Genomic DNA, 18,190 nt, shown 5'->3' on the forward strand with positions numbered 1-18,190 from the left:
CCGTGTTGATCGTGATGCCACGCGCCTTTTCTTCCGGCGCCGCGTCGATCTGGTCGTAGGCCTTTGCTTCGCCGCCGAACTTGGCGGTCAGCACCGTCGTAATTGCTGCCGTCAACGTGGTCTTGCCGTGGTCAACGTGACCGATCGTGCCGACGTTCACGTGCGGCTTGGTCCGTTCGAATTTACCTTTAGCCATGTTTCTCTTCTTTCAAAAAGTTGTTCGATGAATGACTTGCGAGGTCTTACTTCGACTTCGCGTTGATGATCGCTTCCGACACGTTACGCGGAGCTTCTGCGTAGTGCTTGAACTCCATCGTGTACGTTGCGCGGCCTTGCGTCAGCGAGCGCAGCGACGTCGAGTAGCCAAACATCTCCGACAGCGGCACTTCGGCGCGGACGATCTTGCCACCGCCCACCATGTCTTCCATGCCCTGGACGATACCGCGACGGCCCGACAGGTCGCCCATCACGTTGCCCATGTAGTCTTCAGGCGTTTCGACTTCCACGGCCATCATCGGCTCGAGGATAACCGGGCTCGCCTTGCGCATTGCCTCCTTGAACGCCATCGAACCGGCCATGCGGAACGCGTTTTCGTTCGAGTCAACGTCGTGGTACGAACCGAACGTCAGGTGAACCTTCACGTCGACGACCGGGAAGCCGGCGAGTACGCCGCTCTTCAGCGTTTCCTGGATACCCTTGTCGACCGCCGGGATGTATTCACGCGGAATCACACCACCCTTGATCTCGTCCAGGAACTCGTAGCCCTTGCCCTGCTCGTTCGGCTCGAGCGTGATCACAGCGTGACCGTACTGGCCGCGGCCGCCCGACTGCTTGACGAACTTGCCTTCCACGTCCGTTGCCGTCGCGCGGATCGTTTCGCGGTAAGCAACCTGCGGCTTGCCGACGGTCGCTTCGACGTTGAATTCACGCTTCATACGGTCGACCAGAATTTCGAGGTGCAGTTCGCCCATGCCCGAAATGATGGTCTGGCCCGATTCTTCGTCCGTTTGCACGCGGAACGACGGGTCTTCCTGAGCGAGACGGTTAAGCGCCAGGCCCATCTTTTCCTGGTCAGCCTTCGTCTTCGGCTCGACTGCCTGCGAAATCACCGGCTCCGGGAACACCATGCGCTCGAGAACGATCGGATGCGCCGGATCGCACAGCGTGTCGCCCGTGGTCGCTTCCTTCAGACCGACGGCTGCAGCGATGTCGCCTGCGCGCACTTCCTTGATTTCTTCGCGCTGGTTTGCGTGCATCTGCAGAATACGGCCAAGGCGTTCCTTCTTGTCCTTGGTCGAGTTCAGCACGGTGTCGCCCGAATTCACGATACCCGAGTACACGCGGAAGAAGATCAGCTGGCCGACGAACGGGTCGGTCATGATCTTGAATGCCAGTGCCGAGAACTTCTCGTCGTCCGACGCCTTGCGCTCAGCAGCCTCACCGCTTTCGAGTTCGCCCTTGACGGGGGGAATGTCGACCGGCGACGGCAGGAAGTCGATCACGGCGTCAAGCATGCGCTGCACGCCCTTGTTCTTGAACGCGGTGCCGCACAGCATCGGCTGGATTTCGCACGCGATCGTACGGTCGCGCAGAGCCTTGACGATTTCCGCTTCGGTCAGCGTATCGCCGCCGAGGTACTTTTCCATCAGCTCTTCGCTGGCTTCAGCCGCCGATTCGATCATCTTTTCGCGCCACTCGTTGCACGTGTCAACGAGCTCAGCCGGGATGTCGACGTAGTCGAACTTCGTGCCTTGCGACGCTTCGTCCCAAATGATCGCCTTCATCTTCAGCAGATCGACGACGCCCTTGAAGTTCTCTTCCGAGCCGATCGGCACCACGACGGGCACGGGATTGGCCTTCAGACGGGTCTTCAGCTGGTCGTAGACCTTGAAGAAGTTCGCGCCGGTACGGTCCATCTTGTTGACGAACGCGAGACGGGGCACCTTGTACTTGTTAGCCTGGCGCCACACCGTTTCCGACTGCGGCTGCACGCCGCCCACTGCGCAGTACACCATGCATGCGCCGTCGAGCACGCGCATCGAGCGCTCGACTTCGATCGTGAAGTCGACGTGACCCGGGGTGTCGATGATGTTGATGCGGTGTTCCGGGTAGTTGTTACCCATGCCCTTCCAGAACGCCGTGGTAGCAGCGGACGTGATGGTAATGCCACGTTCCTGTTCCTGCTCCATCCAATCCATGGTGGCGGCGCCGTCGTGCACTTCACCGATCTTGTGGTTCACGCCGGTATAGAACAGGATGCGCTCGGTCGTCGTCGTCTTGCCGGCGTCGATGTGAGCGCTAATACCGATGTTGCGGTAGCGCTCGATAGGAGTCTTGCGAGCCACTTTGATCCTCTATTGGGATGACGCGATGAAACAGACAGTCCATCGCGCCCTAACACAAACGGGCGAGGCGCCTGCAAGCGCACCCGCCCGGAATTTCTTTCCGCTTTACTGCTAACCCTGGGACGGGACGCTTAGAAACGGAAATGCGAGAACGCCTTGTTGGCTTCTGCCATCCGGTGAACTTCGTCGCGCTTCTTCATTGCGCCACCACGACCTTCTGCTGCTTCGGTCAGCTCACCAGCCAGGCGAAGAGCCATCGACTTTTCGCTGCGCTTCTTCGCGGCTTCACGCAACCAACGCATCGCCAATGCCATACGACGCGACGGACGCACTTCGACCGGAACCTGATAGTTCGCACCACCAACGCGGCGGCTCTTCACTTCGACCACCGGCTTGACGTTGTTGAGCGCTACCGTGAACACTTCCAGCGGGTCCTTGCCACCCTTGGTCTGGATCTGTTCGAAAGCGCCGTACACGATGCGCTCGGCAACCGACTTCTTGCCGGAGAGCATCAGCACGTTCATGAATTTTGCTACATCAACGTTACCGAACTTCGGATCCGGCAACACTTCCCGCTTGGGGACTTCGCGACGACGCGGCATGTTTCTTCCTTTGACTTTTCAGTTGGAGCAGTGCCTCTGTACCACCCCGCGGCCACCAACTAACCCGATTCATCCATTACGACTTACCAGCCTGGTCGGGTGACCACTTACTCGACAGCACCGGCTATCCGGCACCACCGCTATAACCGCCTTTGCAGGCGACCTCTACTGCTGCATTGACCGGCTGATTACTTGCCGGCCTTGGCGCGCTTTGCACCGTACTTCGAGCGAGCCTGCTTACGATCCTTGACGCCCTGGGTATCCAGCGAGCCGCGAACCATGTGGTAACGCACACCCGGCAAGTCCTTCACACGGCCGCCGCGAATCAGCACGACCGAGTGTTCCTGCAGGTTGTGGCCTTCACCACCGATGTACGAAATGACTTCGAAGCCGTTCGTCAAACGAACCTTGGCGACCTTACGGAGTGCCGAGTTCGGCTTCTTCGGCGTCGTGGTGTACACACGGGTGCACACGCCGCGACGCTGGGGGCAGTCCTGCAGGGCCGGGCTCTTGCTCTTCGTCGTTTCCGACGTGCGGCCTTTGCGAACCAGTTGATTGATGGTTGGCATTGTTTATTCCTGAAATTGAACAAAATCAACGCATCCATTTCTGGGCAAAGCAAAAACGAATGCGCTTCTGACTTCCTGCCTTGGCGGGCTCGCAGGGCTCACGCCGCACGCAATCCTGCCAAGAACCGGAACCTAGCATCATATTCCGAAAATCCTAAACGAGTCAACAGGTTGCGTCGATTCGAACGGGTTTGCCGGTGATTCGAGGTCAGTCCGCAGCAACGACTTCGAGAAGTTCGTCGCCGAAACGGTCGAGCTTGCGCACGCCCATGCCCGGAATGTGGCGCAAATCGTCGAGCGATTCGGGGCAATTGCGCGCGATTTCCGCGAGCGTGGCATCGTGGAAAATGACGTAGGCGGGCACGCCGTCGCTCTTCGCCGTTTCGGTGCGCCACGCGCGCAACCTGTCCCAGCGCGCTCGCTCGCGCGCGCTCATGCCGGCCGTCGGATCGGCGCGCTCGCTTGTCCGTCCGGACGATTGACGCGTACGCAAGGGCTTCACATACCGGCGCATCGTCACCTTCTGTTCGCCCTTCAGGACGGGCTTGCTCGCCTCCGTCAACACGAGCGCACCAAAGCCGTCGTGATCGACGGTGAGAAATCCGAATGCGACCAGTTGGCGAAAGACCGCACGCCATTCATGCTCGGACAAAGCCGCGCCGATTCCGAACGTAGTGAGCCGATCGTGCCCGCGCTGCAGAATCTTCTCGTTGCGATTGCCACGCAGAATGTCGATCAGATGCCCGGCGCCGAAATTGAACCCGCTTGCGCGCTGCGCCCGAAATACGCACGACAGCGCCATCTGCGATTCACGCGACGCATCCCACGACGCCGGCGGCTCGAGACACGTATCGCAGTTGCCGCAAGGCGTGCCGTCCTCGCCAAAGTAGGCGAGCAGCCGCACGCGGCGACACGACGCGGTTTCGCACAGTCCAAGCAGCGCATCGAGCTTGCCTGTCTGCACGCGCTTATGCGCTTCGTCGGCTTCCGATTCGTCGATCATCTTGCGCTGCTGCACGACGTCGCCGAGACCGTAAGCCATCCACGCGTTTGCCGGCAGACCGTCGCGCCCCGCGCGTCCCGTTTCCTGGTAGTAGCCTTCGACGCTCTTCGGCAAATCCAGGTGCGCAACGAAGCGCACGTCCGGCTTGTCGATGCCCATGCCGAACGCAATCGTCGCGCACATCACGATGCCTTCATCGCGCTGGAAGATCTCCTGATGCTGCTGACGCACTTCGAACTCCATGCCGGCGTGATAAGGCAGCGCGCGGACACCCTGCCCCTTTAGCCACTCGGCCGTTTCCTCGACCTTGCGACGCGACAGGCAATACACGACGCCCGCATCGGTGGCGCCGTCCGGGCGAGTGTGTTCCGCGCGGATAAAGTCGAGTAGTTGCGCGCGCGCGTTGTCTTTTTCGACGATCCGGTAGCGGATATTCGGCCGGTCGAAGCTCGACACGAAAACACGCGCATCGTCGAGCGCGAGCCGATGGATGATTTCATCGCGCGTGATCGCGTCGGCGGTCGCGGTGAGCGCGATGCGCGGCACGGAAGGAAACCGCTCGTGCAGCACCGAGAGCTGAATGTACTCGGGCCGGAAATCATGCCCCCATTGCGACACGCAATGCGCTTCGTCGATAGCGAACAGGCCGATGCGCGTGCGCTCGAGCAGATCGAGAAAGCGCGGCGTCATCAGGCGTTCCGGCGCGACGTAGAGCAGATCGATTTCGCCATTGCGCAACGCACGCTCGGTCGCGGCGGCATCGGCGCCCGACAGCGTCGAGTTCAGATAGGCCGCGCGCACGCCGACTTCCGTCAGTGCCGCCACCTGATCCTGCATCAGCGCGATCAACGGCGACACGACGATGCCCGCCCCCAATCCCGCTTCGCGCCGCACCAGCGACGGAATCTGATAGCACAGCGATTTGCCGCCGCCCGTCGGCATCAGCACGAGACAGTCGCCGCCTGCTGCGACATGCTCGACGATTTCGCTCTGTTGCCCTCGAAACGCGGGATAACCGAAGACTTCGTTGAGGATCTGGAGCGAACGGGACATGAAGAAAAGAAAGGAGAGCGGGAGACGGTGACACGAATTTTACCAACGCAATCGCGTTTCGCCTGGGCTTTGTCGACGCATTCGCTATCCGGCCGAACTCAAACGGCATAGGAAAAATGCGCGATCGGCAGACGAAAAAAAACCGCCCGATCGAAACCGGGCGGTTTTGCCAACTTCGCCGGACATGGCGGCTTGCGCCGCCAGCCAGCTTACTCGTTGGTGTGCGGCGTTTGCTCGGCAGCCGGGTTTTCCGGCGTACCGAACTCGAAGGCCTCTTCGGCAGCGATCTGGTCGAAACGCTCGCGATCCGCCAGTTCCTTGGTCTTGCGCGCCTTGTGGAACGCGAGACCCGTACCGGCCGGAATCAGACGGCCGACGATCACGTTTTCCTTCAGGCCACGCAGATCGTCGCGCTTGCCCATGATGGCCGCTTCCGTCAGCACGCGGGTCGTTTCCTGGAACGATGCCGCGGAGATGAACGAGTCGGTCGACAGCGACGCCTTCGTGATACCCAGCAGGATGTTTTCGTACGTTGCCGGACGCTTGTCTTCCGCGATCATGCGGTCGTTTTCGTCCAGCATGTCCGAACGCTCGACCTGCTCGCCCGGGATGAAGCGCGTATCGCCGTTATCGACGATCTGCACACGACGCAGCATCTGACGCACGATCACTTCGATGTGCTTGTCGTTGATCTTCACGCCCTGCAGACGGTACACGTCCTGCACTTCGTCCACGATATAGCGCGACAGCGCTTCGATACCCTGCAGACGCAGGATATCGTGCGGGTCCGCCGGTCCGTCGACGATCATTTCGCCCTTGTTGACGACCTGACCATCGTGCACCAGAACCTGCTTTTCCTTCGCGATCAGGAACTCGTGCTGGTTGCCTTCGAGGTCCGTGATAACGAGACGCTGCTTGCCCTTCGTGTCCTTACCGAACGACGTCGTACCCGTGACTTCCGCCAGGATACCTGCGTCCTTCGGCGAACGTGCTTCGAACAGTTCCGCCACACGCGGCAGACCACCCGTAATGTCACGCGTCTTCTGCGCTTCAGTCGGGATACGCGCAAGCACTTCACCGACCTGAACCTGCTGACCGTCCTTCACGGTGATCAGAGCGCCGACCTGGAAGCCGATCTGAACCGAGTGCTCCGAGTTCGGGATCTTCACTTCCTCGCCGTTCGCATCGAGCAGCTTGACCTGCGGACGCACGCTCTTCGACGCCTGCGAACCGCGGCGCTTCACGTCGATCACGACGAGCGTGGAAAGACCCGTTACGTCGTCGATCTGCTTCGCGACCGTCACGCCTTCCTCGACGTTTTCGAACTTCACCGTACCGCCCCACTCGGTGATGATCGGACGCGTCAGCGGGTCCCACGTGGCCAGCTGCGTGCCAGCCTTGATCTGCGCGCCATCGAGCTGCAGCAGCGTTGCGCCGTACGGCACCTTGTGACGCTCGCGCTCACGGCCGTGATCGTCGGTGATCAGCGCTTCGCCCGAACGCGAGATGACGATCTGCTCGCCCTTCGCATTCGTGACGTAACGCATCGTCGCCGTGAAACGCACCGTACCGTTCGACTTCGCCTCAACCGACGACGCCACTGCCGCACGCGATGCCGCACCACCGATGTGGAAGGTACGCATCGTCAGCTGCGTGCCCGGCTCACCGATCGACTGCGCAGCGATCACGCCGACTGCCTCGCCAACGTTCACGAGCGAGCCACGGCCAAGGTCGCGGCCATAGCACGACGCGCACAGACCGTAGCGCGTTTCGCAGGTGAGCGGCGTACGCACGCGCACTTCGTCGATGCCCAGGCGTTCGATATCTTCGACAGCCGCTTCGTCGAGCAGCGTGCCCGATTCGTACAGCGTTTCCTGCGTTTCCGGATTGACCACGTCAGCCACCGCAACGCGGCCGAGGATACGGTCGCGCAGCGCTTCGACGACTTCACCGCCTTCGACCAGCGCCTTCATCGCCACGCCGTTCGACGTGCCGCAATCGTCTTCGACCACGACGAGATCCTGCGTGACGTCGACCAGACGACGCGTCAGGTAACCCGAGTTTGCCGTCTTCAGTGCCGTATCAGCCAGACCCTTACGTGCGCCGTGGGTCGAGATGAAGTACTGCAACACGTTCAGGCCTTCGCGGAAGTTCGCCGTAATCGGCGTCTCGATGATCGAGCCGTCCGGCTTCGCCATCAGGCCGCGCATACCGGCCAGCTGACGAATCTGCACTGCCGAACCACGCGCACCCGAGTCGGCCATCATGTAGATGGAGTTGAACGACTCCTGACGCGTTTCGTTGCCGTCGCGATCCACGACGGGTTCCGTCGACAGCTGCTCCATCATCGCCTTGCCGACCGCTTCCGACGTCGCCGACCAGATGTCGACCACGTTGTTGTAGCGTTCCTGCGCGGTGACGAGACCCGACATGTACTGACGGTCGTATTCCTTCACCTTCTTCGCGGCGTCGCCGACGATCGTTTCCTTCTGCGGCGGCACGAGCATGTCGTCGACGCAGATCGAAATACCGGCGCGCGTTGCGAGGCGGAAACCGGACTGCATCAGCTGATCGGCGAAAATCACCGTTTCGCGCAGACCGCAGCGGCGGAACGCCGTGTTGATCAGACGCGAGATTTCCTTCTTCTTCAGCGGCTTGTTCAGCACCGAGAACGGCAGGCCCGGCGGCAGGATTTCCGACAGGATCGCGCGCCCGACGGTCGTCGCGTACAACGAGATCTTCGGCACAAATGCAGGCGCGCCTTCCGACTTGTCTTCGTTGTGGACCATTTCAGTGATCCGCACGTTGACGCGCGAGGCCAGCTCGACTTCCTTGTTTTCATAGGCGCGCAGCACTTCCGACACGCCCGTGAACGACATGCCTTCGCCCTTGCCGTTGATCGCTTCGCGCGTCGCGTAGTACAGGCCGAGCACGATGTCCTGCGACGGCACGATCGACGGATCGCCGTTGGCCGGGAACAGCACGTTGTTCGACGCCAGCATCAGCGTGCGCGCTTCCATCTGCGCTTCGAGCGACAGCGGAACGTGAACAGCCATCTGGTCACCGTCGAAGTCGGCGTTGAACGCCGCGCAAACGAGCGGGTGCAGCTGGATTGCCTTGCCTTCGATCAGCACCGGCTCGAAAGCCTGAATGCCGAGACGGTGCAGCGTCGGCGCACGGTTCAGCATCACCGGATGCTCGCGGATCACCTCTTCGAGGATGTCCCACACCACCGGCGTCTGGTTCTCGACTTCCTTCTTCGCCGCCTTGATGGTCGTCGCGACGCCCATCACTTCCAGCTTGTTGAAGATGAACGGCTTGAAGAGCTCGAGCGCCATCAGCTTCGGCAGACCGCACTGGTGCAGCTTCAGCGTCGGGCCGACCACGATGACCGAACGGCCCGAGTAGTCGACGCGCTTGCCCAGCAGGTTCTGACGGAAGCGACCGCCCTTGCCCTTGATCATGTCGGCGAGCGACTTCAGCGGACGCTTGTTCGCGCCCGTCATCGCCTTGCCGCGACGGCCGTTGTCGAGCAGCGAATCGACAGCTTCCTGCAGCATCCGCTTTTCGTTGCGGACGATGATTTCAGGCGCCTTCAGTTCGAGCAGACGCTTCAACCGGTTGTTACGGTTGATCACGCGGCGATACAGGTCGTTCAGGTCCGAAGTCGCGAAACGGCCGCCGTCCAGCGGAACCAGCGGACGCAGTTCCGGCGGCAGCACGGGCAGCACTTCGAGAATCATCCACTCGGGCTTGATGCCCGAACGCTGGAAGGCCTCGAGCACCTTCAGACGCTTCGCGTACTTCTTGATCTTCGCTTCCGAACCCGTGTTCTTCAGCTCCGAGCGCAGCGTTTCGACCTGCTCGTCGATGTTGATCGCGCGCAGCAGTTCGCGCACGCCTTCCGCGCCCATTTCAGCGCGGAATTCGTCGCCGTACTCTTCGACCTTGTTGTAGTAATCCTCTTCCGTCATGATCTGACGCGCCTTCAGCGGCGTCATGCCCGGATCGATCACCACATACGCTTCGAAGTACAGCACCCGCTCGATGTCGCGCAGCGTCATGTCGAGCACCATGCCCAGACGCGACGGCAGCGACTTCAGGAACCAGATGTGCGCGACAGGCGAGGCCAGTTCGATGTGGCCCATGCGTTCGCGACGCACCTTCGCGAGCGTCACTTCGACGCCGCACTTCTCGCAGATCACGCCACGGTGCTTCAGGCGCTTGTACTTGCCGCAAAGGCATTCGTAGTCCTTGATCGGACCGAAAATCTTCGCGCAGAACAGACCATCCCGCTCCGGCTTGAACGTGCGGTAGTTGATGGTTTCCGGCTTCTTCACTTCGCCGAACGACCACGAGCGGATCTTGTCAGGCGAGGCCAGACCGATCTTGATCGCGTCAAAAACTTCTTCCTGTTGGACTTGCTTGAATAGATCGAGCAGAGCTTTCATTGCTTTCTCTCCGTAGTCCGATTAGTTGCGATCGAGATCGATGTCGATACCGAGCGAGCGGATTTCCTTCACCAGCACGTTGAAGGATTCCGGCATACCCGCGTCGATCACGTGATCGCCCTTGACCAGGTTCTCGTAAACCTTGGTCCGGCCCGTCACATCGTCCGACTTGACCGTCAACATTTCCTGCAGCACATACGACGCGCCATAGGCCTCGAGCGCCCACACTTCCATCTCACCGAAGCGCTGACCACCGAACTGCGCCTTACCGCCCAGCGGCTGCTGGGTCACGAGCGAGTACGGACCCGTCGAACGCGCGTGCATCTTGTCGTCGACCAGGTGGTGCAGCTTCAGGTAGTGCATGTAGCCGACCGTCACCGTACGTTCGAAGGCTTCACCCGTGCGGCCGTCGTACAGACGCACCTGGTTCTTCGACTTCGTCATGCCGAGGTTCTGCGCGATGTCGTCCGGGAACGCCAGGTCCAGCATGTTGGACATTTCGTCTTCCGTCGCACCGTCGAACACCGGCGTTGCGAACGGCACGCCTTCGCGCAGGTTCTTCGCCAGTTCGAGGATCTCGTCGTCGGAGAAGCTTTCCAGCTCTTCCGCGCGGCCCGACTCGTTGTAGATCTTGGTCAGGAACTTGCGCACTTCCTCGATCTTCGACTGACGCTGCAGCATTTCGCCAATACGCCAGCCCAGACCCTTCGCGGCCCAACCCAGATGCACTTCGAGAACCTGACCCACGTTCATCCGTGACGGAACGCCGAGCGGGTTCAGCACGACGTCTGCGGGACGGCCATCGGCCATGTACGGCATGTCTTCGATCGGCACGATCTTCGACACGACACCCTTGTTGCCGTGACGGCCTGCCATCTTGTCGCCAGGCTGCAGACGACGCTTCACGGCGAGGTAGACCTTGACCATCTTCAACACGCCCGGCGGCAGTTCGTCGCCTTGCGTGAGCTTCTTGCGCTTCTCTTCGAACGCGAGGTCGAACTGGTGACGCTTCTGTTCGATCGAGTCCTTGATCGCTTCGAGCTGAGCCGCTGCTTCTTCGTCCGCGAGGCGGATGTCGAACCAGTGGTAGTGATCGAGATCTTCCAGGTAGGCCTGTTCGATCTTCGTGCCCTTCGCGAGCTTCTTCGGACCGCCGTTCGCAACCTTGCCGACGAGCATACGTGCGAGACGCTGAAACGCGTCGCCTTCCACGATACGCAACTGGTCGTTCAGGTCGAGGCGATAGCGCTTCAGTTCATCGTCGATGATCTGTTGCGCGCGCTTGTCGCGCTGGATGCCTTCACGCGTGAACACCTGCACGTCGATCACGGTGCCGCTCATGCCCGACGGCACGCGCAGCGACGTGTCCTTCACGTCCGATGCCTTCTCGCCGAAGATCGCGCGCAGCAGCTTTTCTTCCGGCGTCAGCTGGGTTTCGCCCTTCGGCGTGACCTTGCCGACCAGCACGTCGCCTGCTTCGACTTCAGCGCCGATGTACACGATGCCCGACTCGTCGAGACGGCCAAGCTGCACTTCAGCGAGGTTCGAAATGTCGCGCGTGATTTCTTCCGGTCCGAGCTTCGTGTCGCGAGCCACGACGTTCAGTTCTTCGATGTGGATCGACGTGTAGCGATCGTCCGCAACGACCTTCTCCGAGATCAGGATCGAGTCTTCGAAGTTGTAGCCGTTCCACGGCATGAACGCGACCAGCATGTTCTGGCCGAGCGCCAGTTCGCCGAGGTCCGTCGAAGCGCCGTCAGCCAGCACGTCGCCGCGCGCAACCTTGTCGCCGACCTTCACGATCGGACGCTGGTTGATGTTCGTGTTCTGGTTCGAACGCGTGTACTTGATCAGGTTGTAGATGTCGACACCGACGTCGCCCGCAACCGCTTCATCGTCGTTCACACGAATCACGATACGGCCTGCGTCGACGTAATCGACCACACCGCCGCGCAGCGCCTGCACGGTCGTGCCCGAGTCGACAGCCACCGTGCGCTCGATGCCCGTACCGACGACCGGCTTCTCCGGACGCAGACACGGCACAGCCTGACGCTGCATGTTCGAGCCCATCAGTGCACGGTTCGCGTCGTCGTGCTCGAGGAACGGAATCAGCGATGCAGCCACCGACACGATCTGCGACGGCGCCACGTCCATGTACTGGATGCGGTCCGGCGTGACCATCAGCGTCTCGCCCGCTTCACGCGACGAGACGAGTTCGTCGGTCAGCGTGCCGTCTTCGGCCACCGCCGCATTCGCCTGAGCGATCACGTAACGGCCTTCTTCGATTGCCGACAGATAGTCGATCTGATCCGTGACCTTGCCGTCCGTGACCTTGCGATACGGCGTTTCGAGGAAGCCGTATTCGTTCAGGTGCGCGTACAGAGCCAGCGAGTTGATCAGACCGATGTTCGGACCTTCCGGCGTTTCGATCGGGCAGACGCGGCCGTAGTGGGTCGGGTGCACGTCGCGGACTTCGAAGCCAGCGCGCTCGCGCGTCAGACCGCCCGGACCAAGAGCCGACACGCGGCGCTTGTGGGTGATCTCCGAAAGCGGGTTGGTCTGGTCCATGAACTGCGACAGCTGCGACGAACCGAAGAACTCGCGAATCGCCGACGAAATCGGCTTCGAGTTGATCAGGTCGTGCGGCATCAGGTTTTCGCTTTCGGCCTGGCCGAGGCGTTCCTTCACTGCACGTTCGACACGCACGAGACCCGCGCGGAACTGGTTCTCCGCCAGTTCGCCGACGCACCGCACGCGACGGTTGCCGAGGTGGTCGATGTCGTCCACTTCGCCCTTGCCGTTACGCAGTTCGACGAGAATCTTGATCGTCGCGAGGATGTCGTCGTCCTGCAGCGTCATCGGACCCGTGATTTCGTCACGGCCGACGCGGCGATTGAACTTCATACGACCCACCTTCGATAGGTCGTACGCTTCTTCGCTGTAGAACAGACGGTTGAACAGCGCCTCGACGGCTTCTTCCGTCGGCGGTTCGCCCGGACGCATCATGCGGTAGATCGCGATACGCGCGGCCATCTTGTCGGCCGTTTCGTCGATACGCAGCGTCGACGAGATGTACGGACCCTGGTCCAGATCGTTCGTATAGAGCGTCTGGATGTCCTTGATCTTCGCTTCGCGCAGCTTGTCGAGCACGCCTTCCGTGATCTCGTCATTCGCGTTCGCGATCACTTCGCCCGTGTCGCCGTCGACGACGTTCTTCGCGAGCACGCGGCCGAGCAGATAGTCTTCGGGAACCGAGATGAACTTGGTCTTCGCGTTATCGAGATCGCGAATGTGCTTCGCGTTGATACGCTTGTCCTTCTGGACGATGACGTTGCCGTCGCGATCCGTAATGTCGAAGCGCGCGACTTCGCCACGCAGGCGCTCGGGTACGAACTCCATCTGCGCGCCTTCCGGCATCAGCGTGAAGTTGTCGAACACGAAGAAGTTCGCGAGGATCTGTTCCGGCGTCAGACCGATTGCCTTCAGCAGGATCGTGACGGGCATCTTGCGGCGACGGTCGACGCGGAAGTACAGCACGTCCTTCGGATCGAATTCGAAGTCGAGCCACGAGCCGCGGTAAGGGATGATACGTGCCGAGAACAGCAGCTTGCCGGAGCTGTGCGTCTTGCCCTTGTCGTGTTCGAAGAACACGCCAGGCGAGCGGTGCAGCTGCGACACGATCACACGTTCCGTGCCGTTGATGACGAACGAGCCGGTCGGCGTCATGAGCGGAATTTCGCCCATGTACACTTCCTGCTCCTTCACTTCCTTGACGACGGGCTTGCTCGGCGATTCCTTGTCGAGCAGAACCAGACGCACCTTGGCACGCAGCGCCGAGCAGTAAGTCAGACCGCGTTGCTGACATTCCTTGATGTTGAATGCCGGCGACGACAGCATGTAGCTGACGAACTCTAGACGAGCGAAGCCGTTATGCGAAACAATGGGGAAAACTGAGGTGAACGCAGCCTGCAGACCTTCCGGTTTGCGCTGCGCGGTAGGCACTTCTGCTTGCAGAAACGTGCTGAATGATTCAAGCTGGGTAGCCAGCAGGAAAGGTACTTGGTGAACGATGGGGCGCTTCGCGAAACTCTTGCGAATGCGCTTCTTCTCGGTGAAGGAATATTGCATACGATCTCCGAATCACGGCGGGCATTGTTGTCGAGGCGGGATACCTTGATGTGACAACCCGAGTGTTCACCGACTGAGACCCGTTGGCCGTCCGATGGCTTGAACGAGCCTAGAAGCTTGGTGGTTGGCCGCTACCAACCGCTGGCTGACGGCAGCGGATGCCTGTGTTGCCCGCTACCCGACCAAACTTGCCTTCTGCAGTCGCTTCAGAAGACAAAGAGAAGCGCCAGTCGACCTTGCCGAACGACGATTCTCTTTGGCTTCTGGGAGGACATTTTTGCCGATGCAAGCACGCAAAAACGTCGTTCCCACAAAGCACAAAAAGGCCGGCGGTGGGAAAACCGCCAGCCTTCGCACAGCGCGCTGAAAATTACTTGATTTCAGCCTTCGCGCCTGCGTCTTCCAGCTTCTTCTTGGCTTCGTCAGCAGCAGCCTTGGGCACCGCTTCCTTCACGGGCTTCGGTGCGCCGTCGACCAGGTCCTTCGCTTCCTTCAGGCCCAGGCCCGTCAGTTCGCGAACAGCCTTAATCACTGCAACCTTGTTGCCGCCTGTTTCGGTCAGCACAACCGTGAATTCGGTCTGCTCTTCAGCAGCAGCAGCGCCGCCGCCTGCACCTGCGGGGCCAGCAACTGCAACAGCAGCAGCCGACACGCCAAACTTCTCTTCGAACGCCTTAACCAGTTCGTTCAGTTCCAGAACCGACATCGCGCCTACGGCTTCGAGGATGTCTTCTTTTGCGATTGCCATTTGAAATACTCCTAAATTGAATTCGGATACAGCCAGCGATCAATTACGCCCGACTGAAGTGCGTCGATGCACTGCTTACGCAGCCTCGCCTTGCTTCTTTTCTGCCAGCGCGGCCATAGCGCGCGCAAAGCCAGAAACAGGCGCTTGCATGACGAACAACAGCTTGGAGAGCAGTTCTTCGCGGCTCGGGATGTTGGCCAGCGCTTGCACGCCTGCCTTGTCCATCACCTTGCCTTCGTACGAACCAGCCTTGATGATCAACTTGTCATTGCCCTTGCCGAAGTCGTTGACGACCTTGGCAGCAGCAATTGCATCTTCCGAGATGCCGTAGATCAGAGGACCGGTCATCTGCTCAGCCAGCGGAGCAAACGGGGTACCTTCAACAGCGCGACGCGCCAGCGTGTTCTTCAACACGCGCAGATACACCTGTTGCTCGCGCGCTTTCGCGCGCAGCTTGGTCAGATCGCCAACCGTGATCCCACGATACTCGGCCAGAACAATGGTCTGAGCTTTCGCGACTTGCGCGGAAACCTCAGCCACTACGGCCTGCTTACCTTCTTTGTTCAGTGGCACGGTTAACCTCCAGATTCGACGCACTTGGCATATGCCTCGTACGTCGCGTTCAACAACGGCGTCCGACCAGTCAGGAGTACTTCAACCACTCGAGATCCGCAAGGCTGCGGGAATCAAACGGCTTCATCACTTCAAAACTTTTTCGGGTTCGCCATCTGCGTTGGCTTGAATTAAGGAAACGCCCGACTACTGCACTTCCACCAACGGTCTTTGACAACCGGCCGCTTGACTCCTACTGCAATCTTGCGACCGCCCAAAGCCCTTAAATTCGCCCCGACCTTTCGAACGGGACGGTTAAATCTTTACTGTGCTGCCAGCGTAGCCTGGTCGACACGCACGCCAACACCCATGGTGCTCGACAGTGCGATCTTGCGCAGGTACACGCCCTTGCTCGTAGCCGGCTTCGCCTTTTGCAGCGCCTCGACCAGCGCGTTCAGGTTCGAGCGCAGAGCCGTCGGTTCGAACGATGCACGGCCAATGGTTGCATGGATAATACCGGCCTTGTCGACGCGGAATTGAACCTGACCGGCCTTCGCGTTCTTCACCGCCGTCGCGACGTCCGGCGTGACCGTGCCGACCTTGGGGTTCGGCATCAGCCCGCGCGGGCCGAGGATCTGACCCAGCGTACCGACGACACGCATCGTGTCCGGCGAAGCGATCACGACGTCGAAGTTCAGGTTACCGGCCTTGACTTGCTCAGCCAGATCTTCCATGCCAACGATATCCGCGCCAGCTGCACGAGCCTGTTCGGCCTTTTCGCCTTGGGCGAACACAGCAACGCGAACCGACTTACCGGTACCAGCCGGCAGAACGACCGAACCGCGAACAACCTGATCCGACTTCTTCGCATCGATGCCCAGTTGCACCGCGACGTCGATCGACTCGTCGAACTTCGCACTTGCGCATTCCTTCACGAGCGACAGGGCTTCATCGATCGCGTACAGCTTCTGACGATCGACCTTGTTTGCAAATGCTTGCAGACGCTTCGAAAGCTTAGCCATTTACACGCCCTCCACGGTGATGCCCATCGAGCGGGCGCTACCAGCGATCGTACGGACCGCTGCGTCCAGATCAGCTGCCGTGAGGTCCGGCATCTTGGTCTTGGCGATTTCTTCAGCCTGAGCGCGCGTGATCTTGCCGACCTTGTCCGTGTGCGGCTTGCTCGAGCCCTTGTCGATCTTCGCTGCCTTCTTGATCAGAACCGTAGCCGGCGGCGTCTTCAGGACAAACGTGAAGCTTTTGTCTGCGAATGCGGTAATCACGACCGGGATCGGTAGACCCGGCTCGATCGCTTGAGTCTGCGCGTTGAACGCCTTGCAGAACTCCATGATGTTCAAGCCGCGTTGACCCAGTGCCGGACCAACCGGCGGCGACGGATTGGCTTTACCTGCAGGAATCTGCAGCTTGATAAAGCCGACAATTTTCTTTGCCATGTTAATAAACCTCTTTAGAACGCGATTGCGTTCGGTGAGTAGTAGCGCGCCTTCGTCGTGTTTCTGACTACCGACGCTCCTCAACGGCCGTTACGCGGACCGTAAGCGCGAAAGACGAATCGCGCCATCAGGCGCGATCCGCAAAAAACCGATTTACAGCTTTTCGACCTGGCCGAATTCCAGTTCGACCGGCGTCGCGCGACCGAAAATCGTTACAGATACGCGGACGCGCGACTTTTCGTAATTTACTTCCTCGACGCTGCCGTTGAAGTCTGTAAAAGGACCGTCCTTCACGCGAACCATCTCGCCGACTTCGAACAGGGTCTTCGGACGCGGCTTTTCCACGCCTTCCTGCATCTGCGACATGATCTTCTCGACTTCCCGCGGGGAAATCGGACTCGGACGATTTCGCGCACCGCCCACGAAACCCGTCACCTTTGCCGTGTTTTTCACGAGATGCCAAGTTTCGTCCGTCATTTCCATTTCGACGAGCACATAGCCCGGAAAGAAACGACGTTCTGTCACCGATTTGTGACCACCCTTCACCTCGACAACTTCTTCAGTCGGAACGAGAATCTGGCCAAATTTGTCTTGCATGCCAGCACGCTCAATGCGCTCCTGAAGCGCACGTTGCACGCTCTTCTCCATACCGGAGTAGGCGTGCACCACGTACCAGCGTTTTCCACTCGGAGATGCCGGAATATCACTCATATCATTTCCAACCCAGAATCGCCGAGAAAATCGCCCACTCGATGGATTTGTCACAAATCCAGAGGAACACTGCCATGATCAGCACAAAGCCGAACACCACCAAGGTCGTTTGGCTGGCTTCTTTGCGAGTCGGCCAGACAACCTTGCGCACTTCCATGTACGAATCTTTGGCGAATGCGATAAAACCCTTGCCGGGCGCTGAGAGAAGACCGACTGCGACACCTGCGATCAGCCCGACAGCCAGAGCCGCTCCGCGGACGTACCACTCTTGGCCATTCAGCCAGAAGAACCCCACGAACCCGGCCAAGACCAACAATACGCCGGCGACGAGCATCAGTTTGTCGCTGGAAGTATTAACAGTTTCGACGGAAGGATTCGCCATAACACCTTAACGAGCGTCGCATGCGACGCGAGAGTTGGCAGGGGCAGAGGGAATCGAACCCCCAACCTTCGGTTTTGGAGACCGACGCTCTGCCAGTTGAGCTATACCCCTAAACCATTAGGGTCGGCAACATTGCCAACCCCGAAACAACTGATCAACGAGAACTAGCTGGCTTACTCGATGATCTTGGCA

13 protein-coding genes and 1 tRNA gene are annotated in these 18,190 nt (G+C 60.0%); all 14 read right to left on the reverse strand.

The features are described from left to right. Nucleotides 1–196: GTP-binding protein (locus BN2476_RS37805; RefSeq protein WP_235851138.1), on the reverse strand; the 196-nt coding region annotated here is incomplete at its 3' end. Between the two features lie 46 nt (nucleotides 197–242). Next, nucleotides 243–2,345, reverse strand: coding sequence for an elongation factor G (gene fusA, locus BN2476_RS37810; RefSeq protein ID WP_087739313.1), 2,103 nt, complete (start codon nucleotides 2,343–2,345; stop codon nucleotides 243–245). 131 nt (nucleotides 2,346–2,476) lie between these two features. After that, nucleotides 2,477–2,947, reverse strand: a complete 471-nt coding sequence (rpsG, locus tag BN2476_RS37815; protein ID WP_027797954.1) for a 30S ribosomal protein S7 — start codon at nucleotides 2,945–2,947, stop codon at nucleotides 2,477–2,479. A gap of 188 nt (nucleotides 2,948–3,135) precedes the next feature. After that, nucleotides 3,136–3,516 carry a 30S ribosomal protein S12 gene (gene rpsL / locus BN2476_RS37820; protein WP_006053290.1) on the reverse strand — a complete coding sequence of 127 codons (381 nt, stop codon included), beginning with the start codon at nucleotides 3,514–3,516 and terminating at the stop codon, nucleotides 3,136–3,138. Between the two features lie 208 nt (nucleotides 3,517–3,724). Next, complete coding sequence (gene recQ / locus BN2476_RS37825; RefSeq protein ID WP_087739314.1) at nucleotides 3,725–5,572, reverse strand: DNA helicase RecQ; 1,848 nt, start codon at nucleotides 5,570–5,572, stop codon at nucleotides 3,725–3,727. A gap of 209 nt (nucleotides 5,573–5,781) precedes the next feature. Further along, nucleotides 5,782–10,023, reverse strand: a complete 4,242-nt coding sequence (gene rpoC, locus BN2476_RS37830) for a DNA-directed RNA polymerase subunit beta' (RefSeq protein WP_087739315.1) — start codon at nucleotides 10,021–10,023, stop codon at nucleotides 5,782–5,784. 21 nt (nucleotides 10,024–10,044) lie between these two features. Beyond that, the gene (gene rpoB / locus BN2476_RS37835) at nucleotides 10,045–14,151 is read right to left on the reverse strand and encodes a DNA-directed RNA polymerase subunit beta (RefSeq protein WP_087739316.1); all 4,107 of its coding nucleotides are present in this window, start codon (nucleotides 14,149–14,151) and stop codon (nucleotides 10,045–10,047) included. Nucleotides 14,152–14,521: 370 nt separating this feature from the next. Continuing rightward, on the reverse strand, nucleotides 14,522–14,899 hold the full coding sequence (rplL, locus tag BN2476_RS37840; protein WP_087739317.1) for a 50S ribosomal protein L7/L12: 378 nt from the start codon (nucleotides 14,897–14,899) through the stop codon (nucleotides 14,522–14,524). A gap of 75 nt (nucleotides 14,900–14,974) precedes the next feature. Beyond that, the gene (gene rplJ, locus BN2476_RS37845; protein ID WP_087739318.1) at nucleotides 14,975–15,472 is read right to left on the reverse strand and encodes a 50S ribosomal protein L10; all 498 of its coding nucleotides are present in this window, start codon (nucleotides 15,470–15,472) and stop codon (nucleotides 14,975–14,977) included. A 302-nt stretch (nucleotides 15,473–15,774) separates the two neighbouring features. Continuing rightward, the gene (gene rplA / locus BN2476_RS37850; RefSeq protein WP_087739319.1) at nucleotides 15,775–16,473 is read right to left on the reverse strand and encodes a 50S ribosomal protein L1; all 699 of its coding nucleotides are present in this window, start codon (nucleotides 16,471–16,473) and stop codon (nucleotides 15,775–15,777) included. After that, nucleotides 16,474–16,905 carry a 50S ribosomal protein L11 gene (rplK, locus tag BN2476_RS37855; RefSeq protein WP_087739320.1) on the reverse strand — a complete coding sequence of 144 codons (432 nt, stop codon included), beginning with the start codon at nucleotides 16,903–16,905 and terminating at the stop codon, nucleotides 16,474–16,476. Nucleotides 16,906–17,058: 153 nt separating this feature from the next. Beyond that, a complete protein-coding gene (gene nusG, locus BN2476_RS37860) occupies nucleotides 17,059–17,616 on the reverse strand; it encodes a transcription termination/antitermination protein NusG (RefSeq protein ID WP_007578364.1) in 558 nt (185 codons plus the stop codon). A gap of 1 nt (nucleotide 17,617) precedes the next feature. Next, a complete protein-coding gene (gene secE / locus BN2476_RS37865; RefSeq protein WP_087739321.1) occupies nucleotides 17,618–17,998 on the reverse strand; it encodes a preprotein translocase subunit SecE in 381 nt (126 codons plus the stop codon). Nucleotides 17,999–18,033: 35 nt separating this feature from the next. Further along, nucleotides 18,034–18,109: transfer RNA gene (locus BN2476_RS37870), tRNA-Trp, on the reverse strand. Between the last annotated feature and the right edge of the window lie 81 nt (nucleotides 18,110–18,190).

The organism is Paraburkholderia piptadeniae (assembly GCF_900007165.1).
In the GTDB taxonomy this organism is placed as follows: domain Bacteria; phylum Pseudomonadota; class Gammaproteobacteria; order Burkholderiales; family Burkholderiaceae; genus Paraburkholderia; species Paraburkholderia piptadeniae.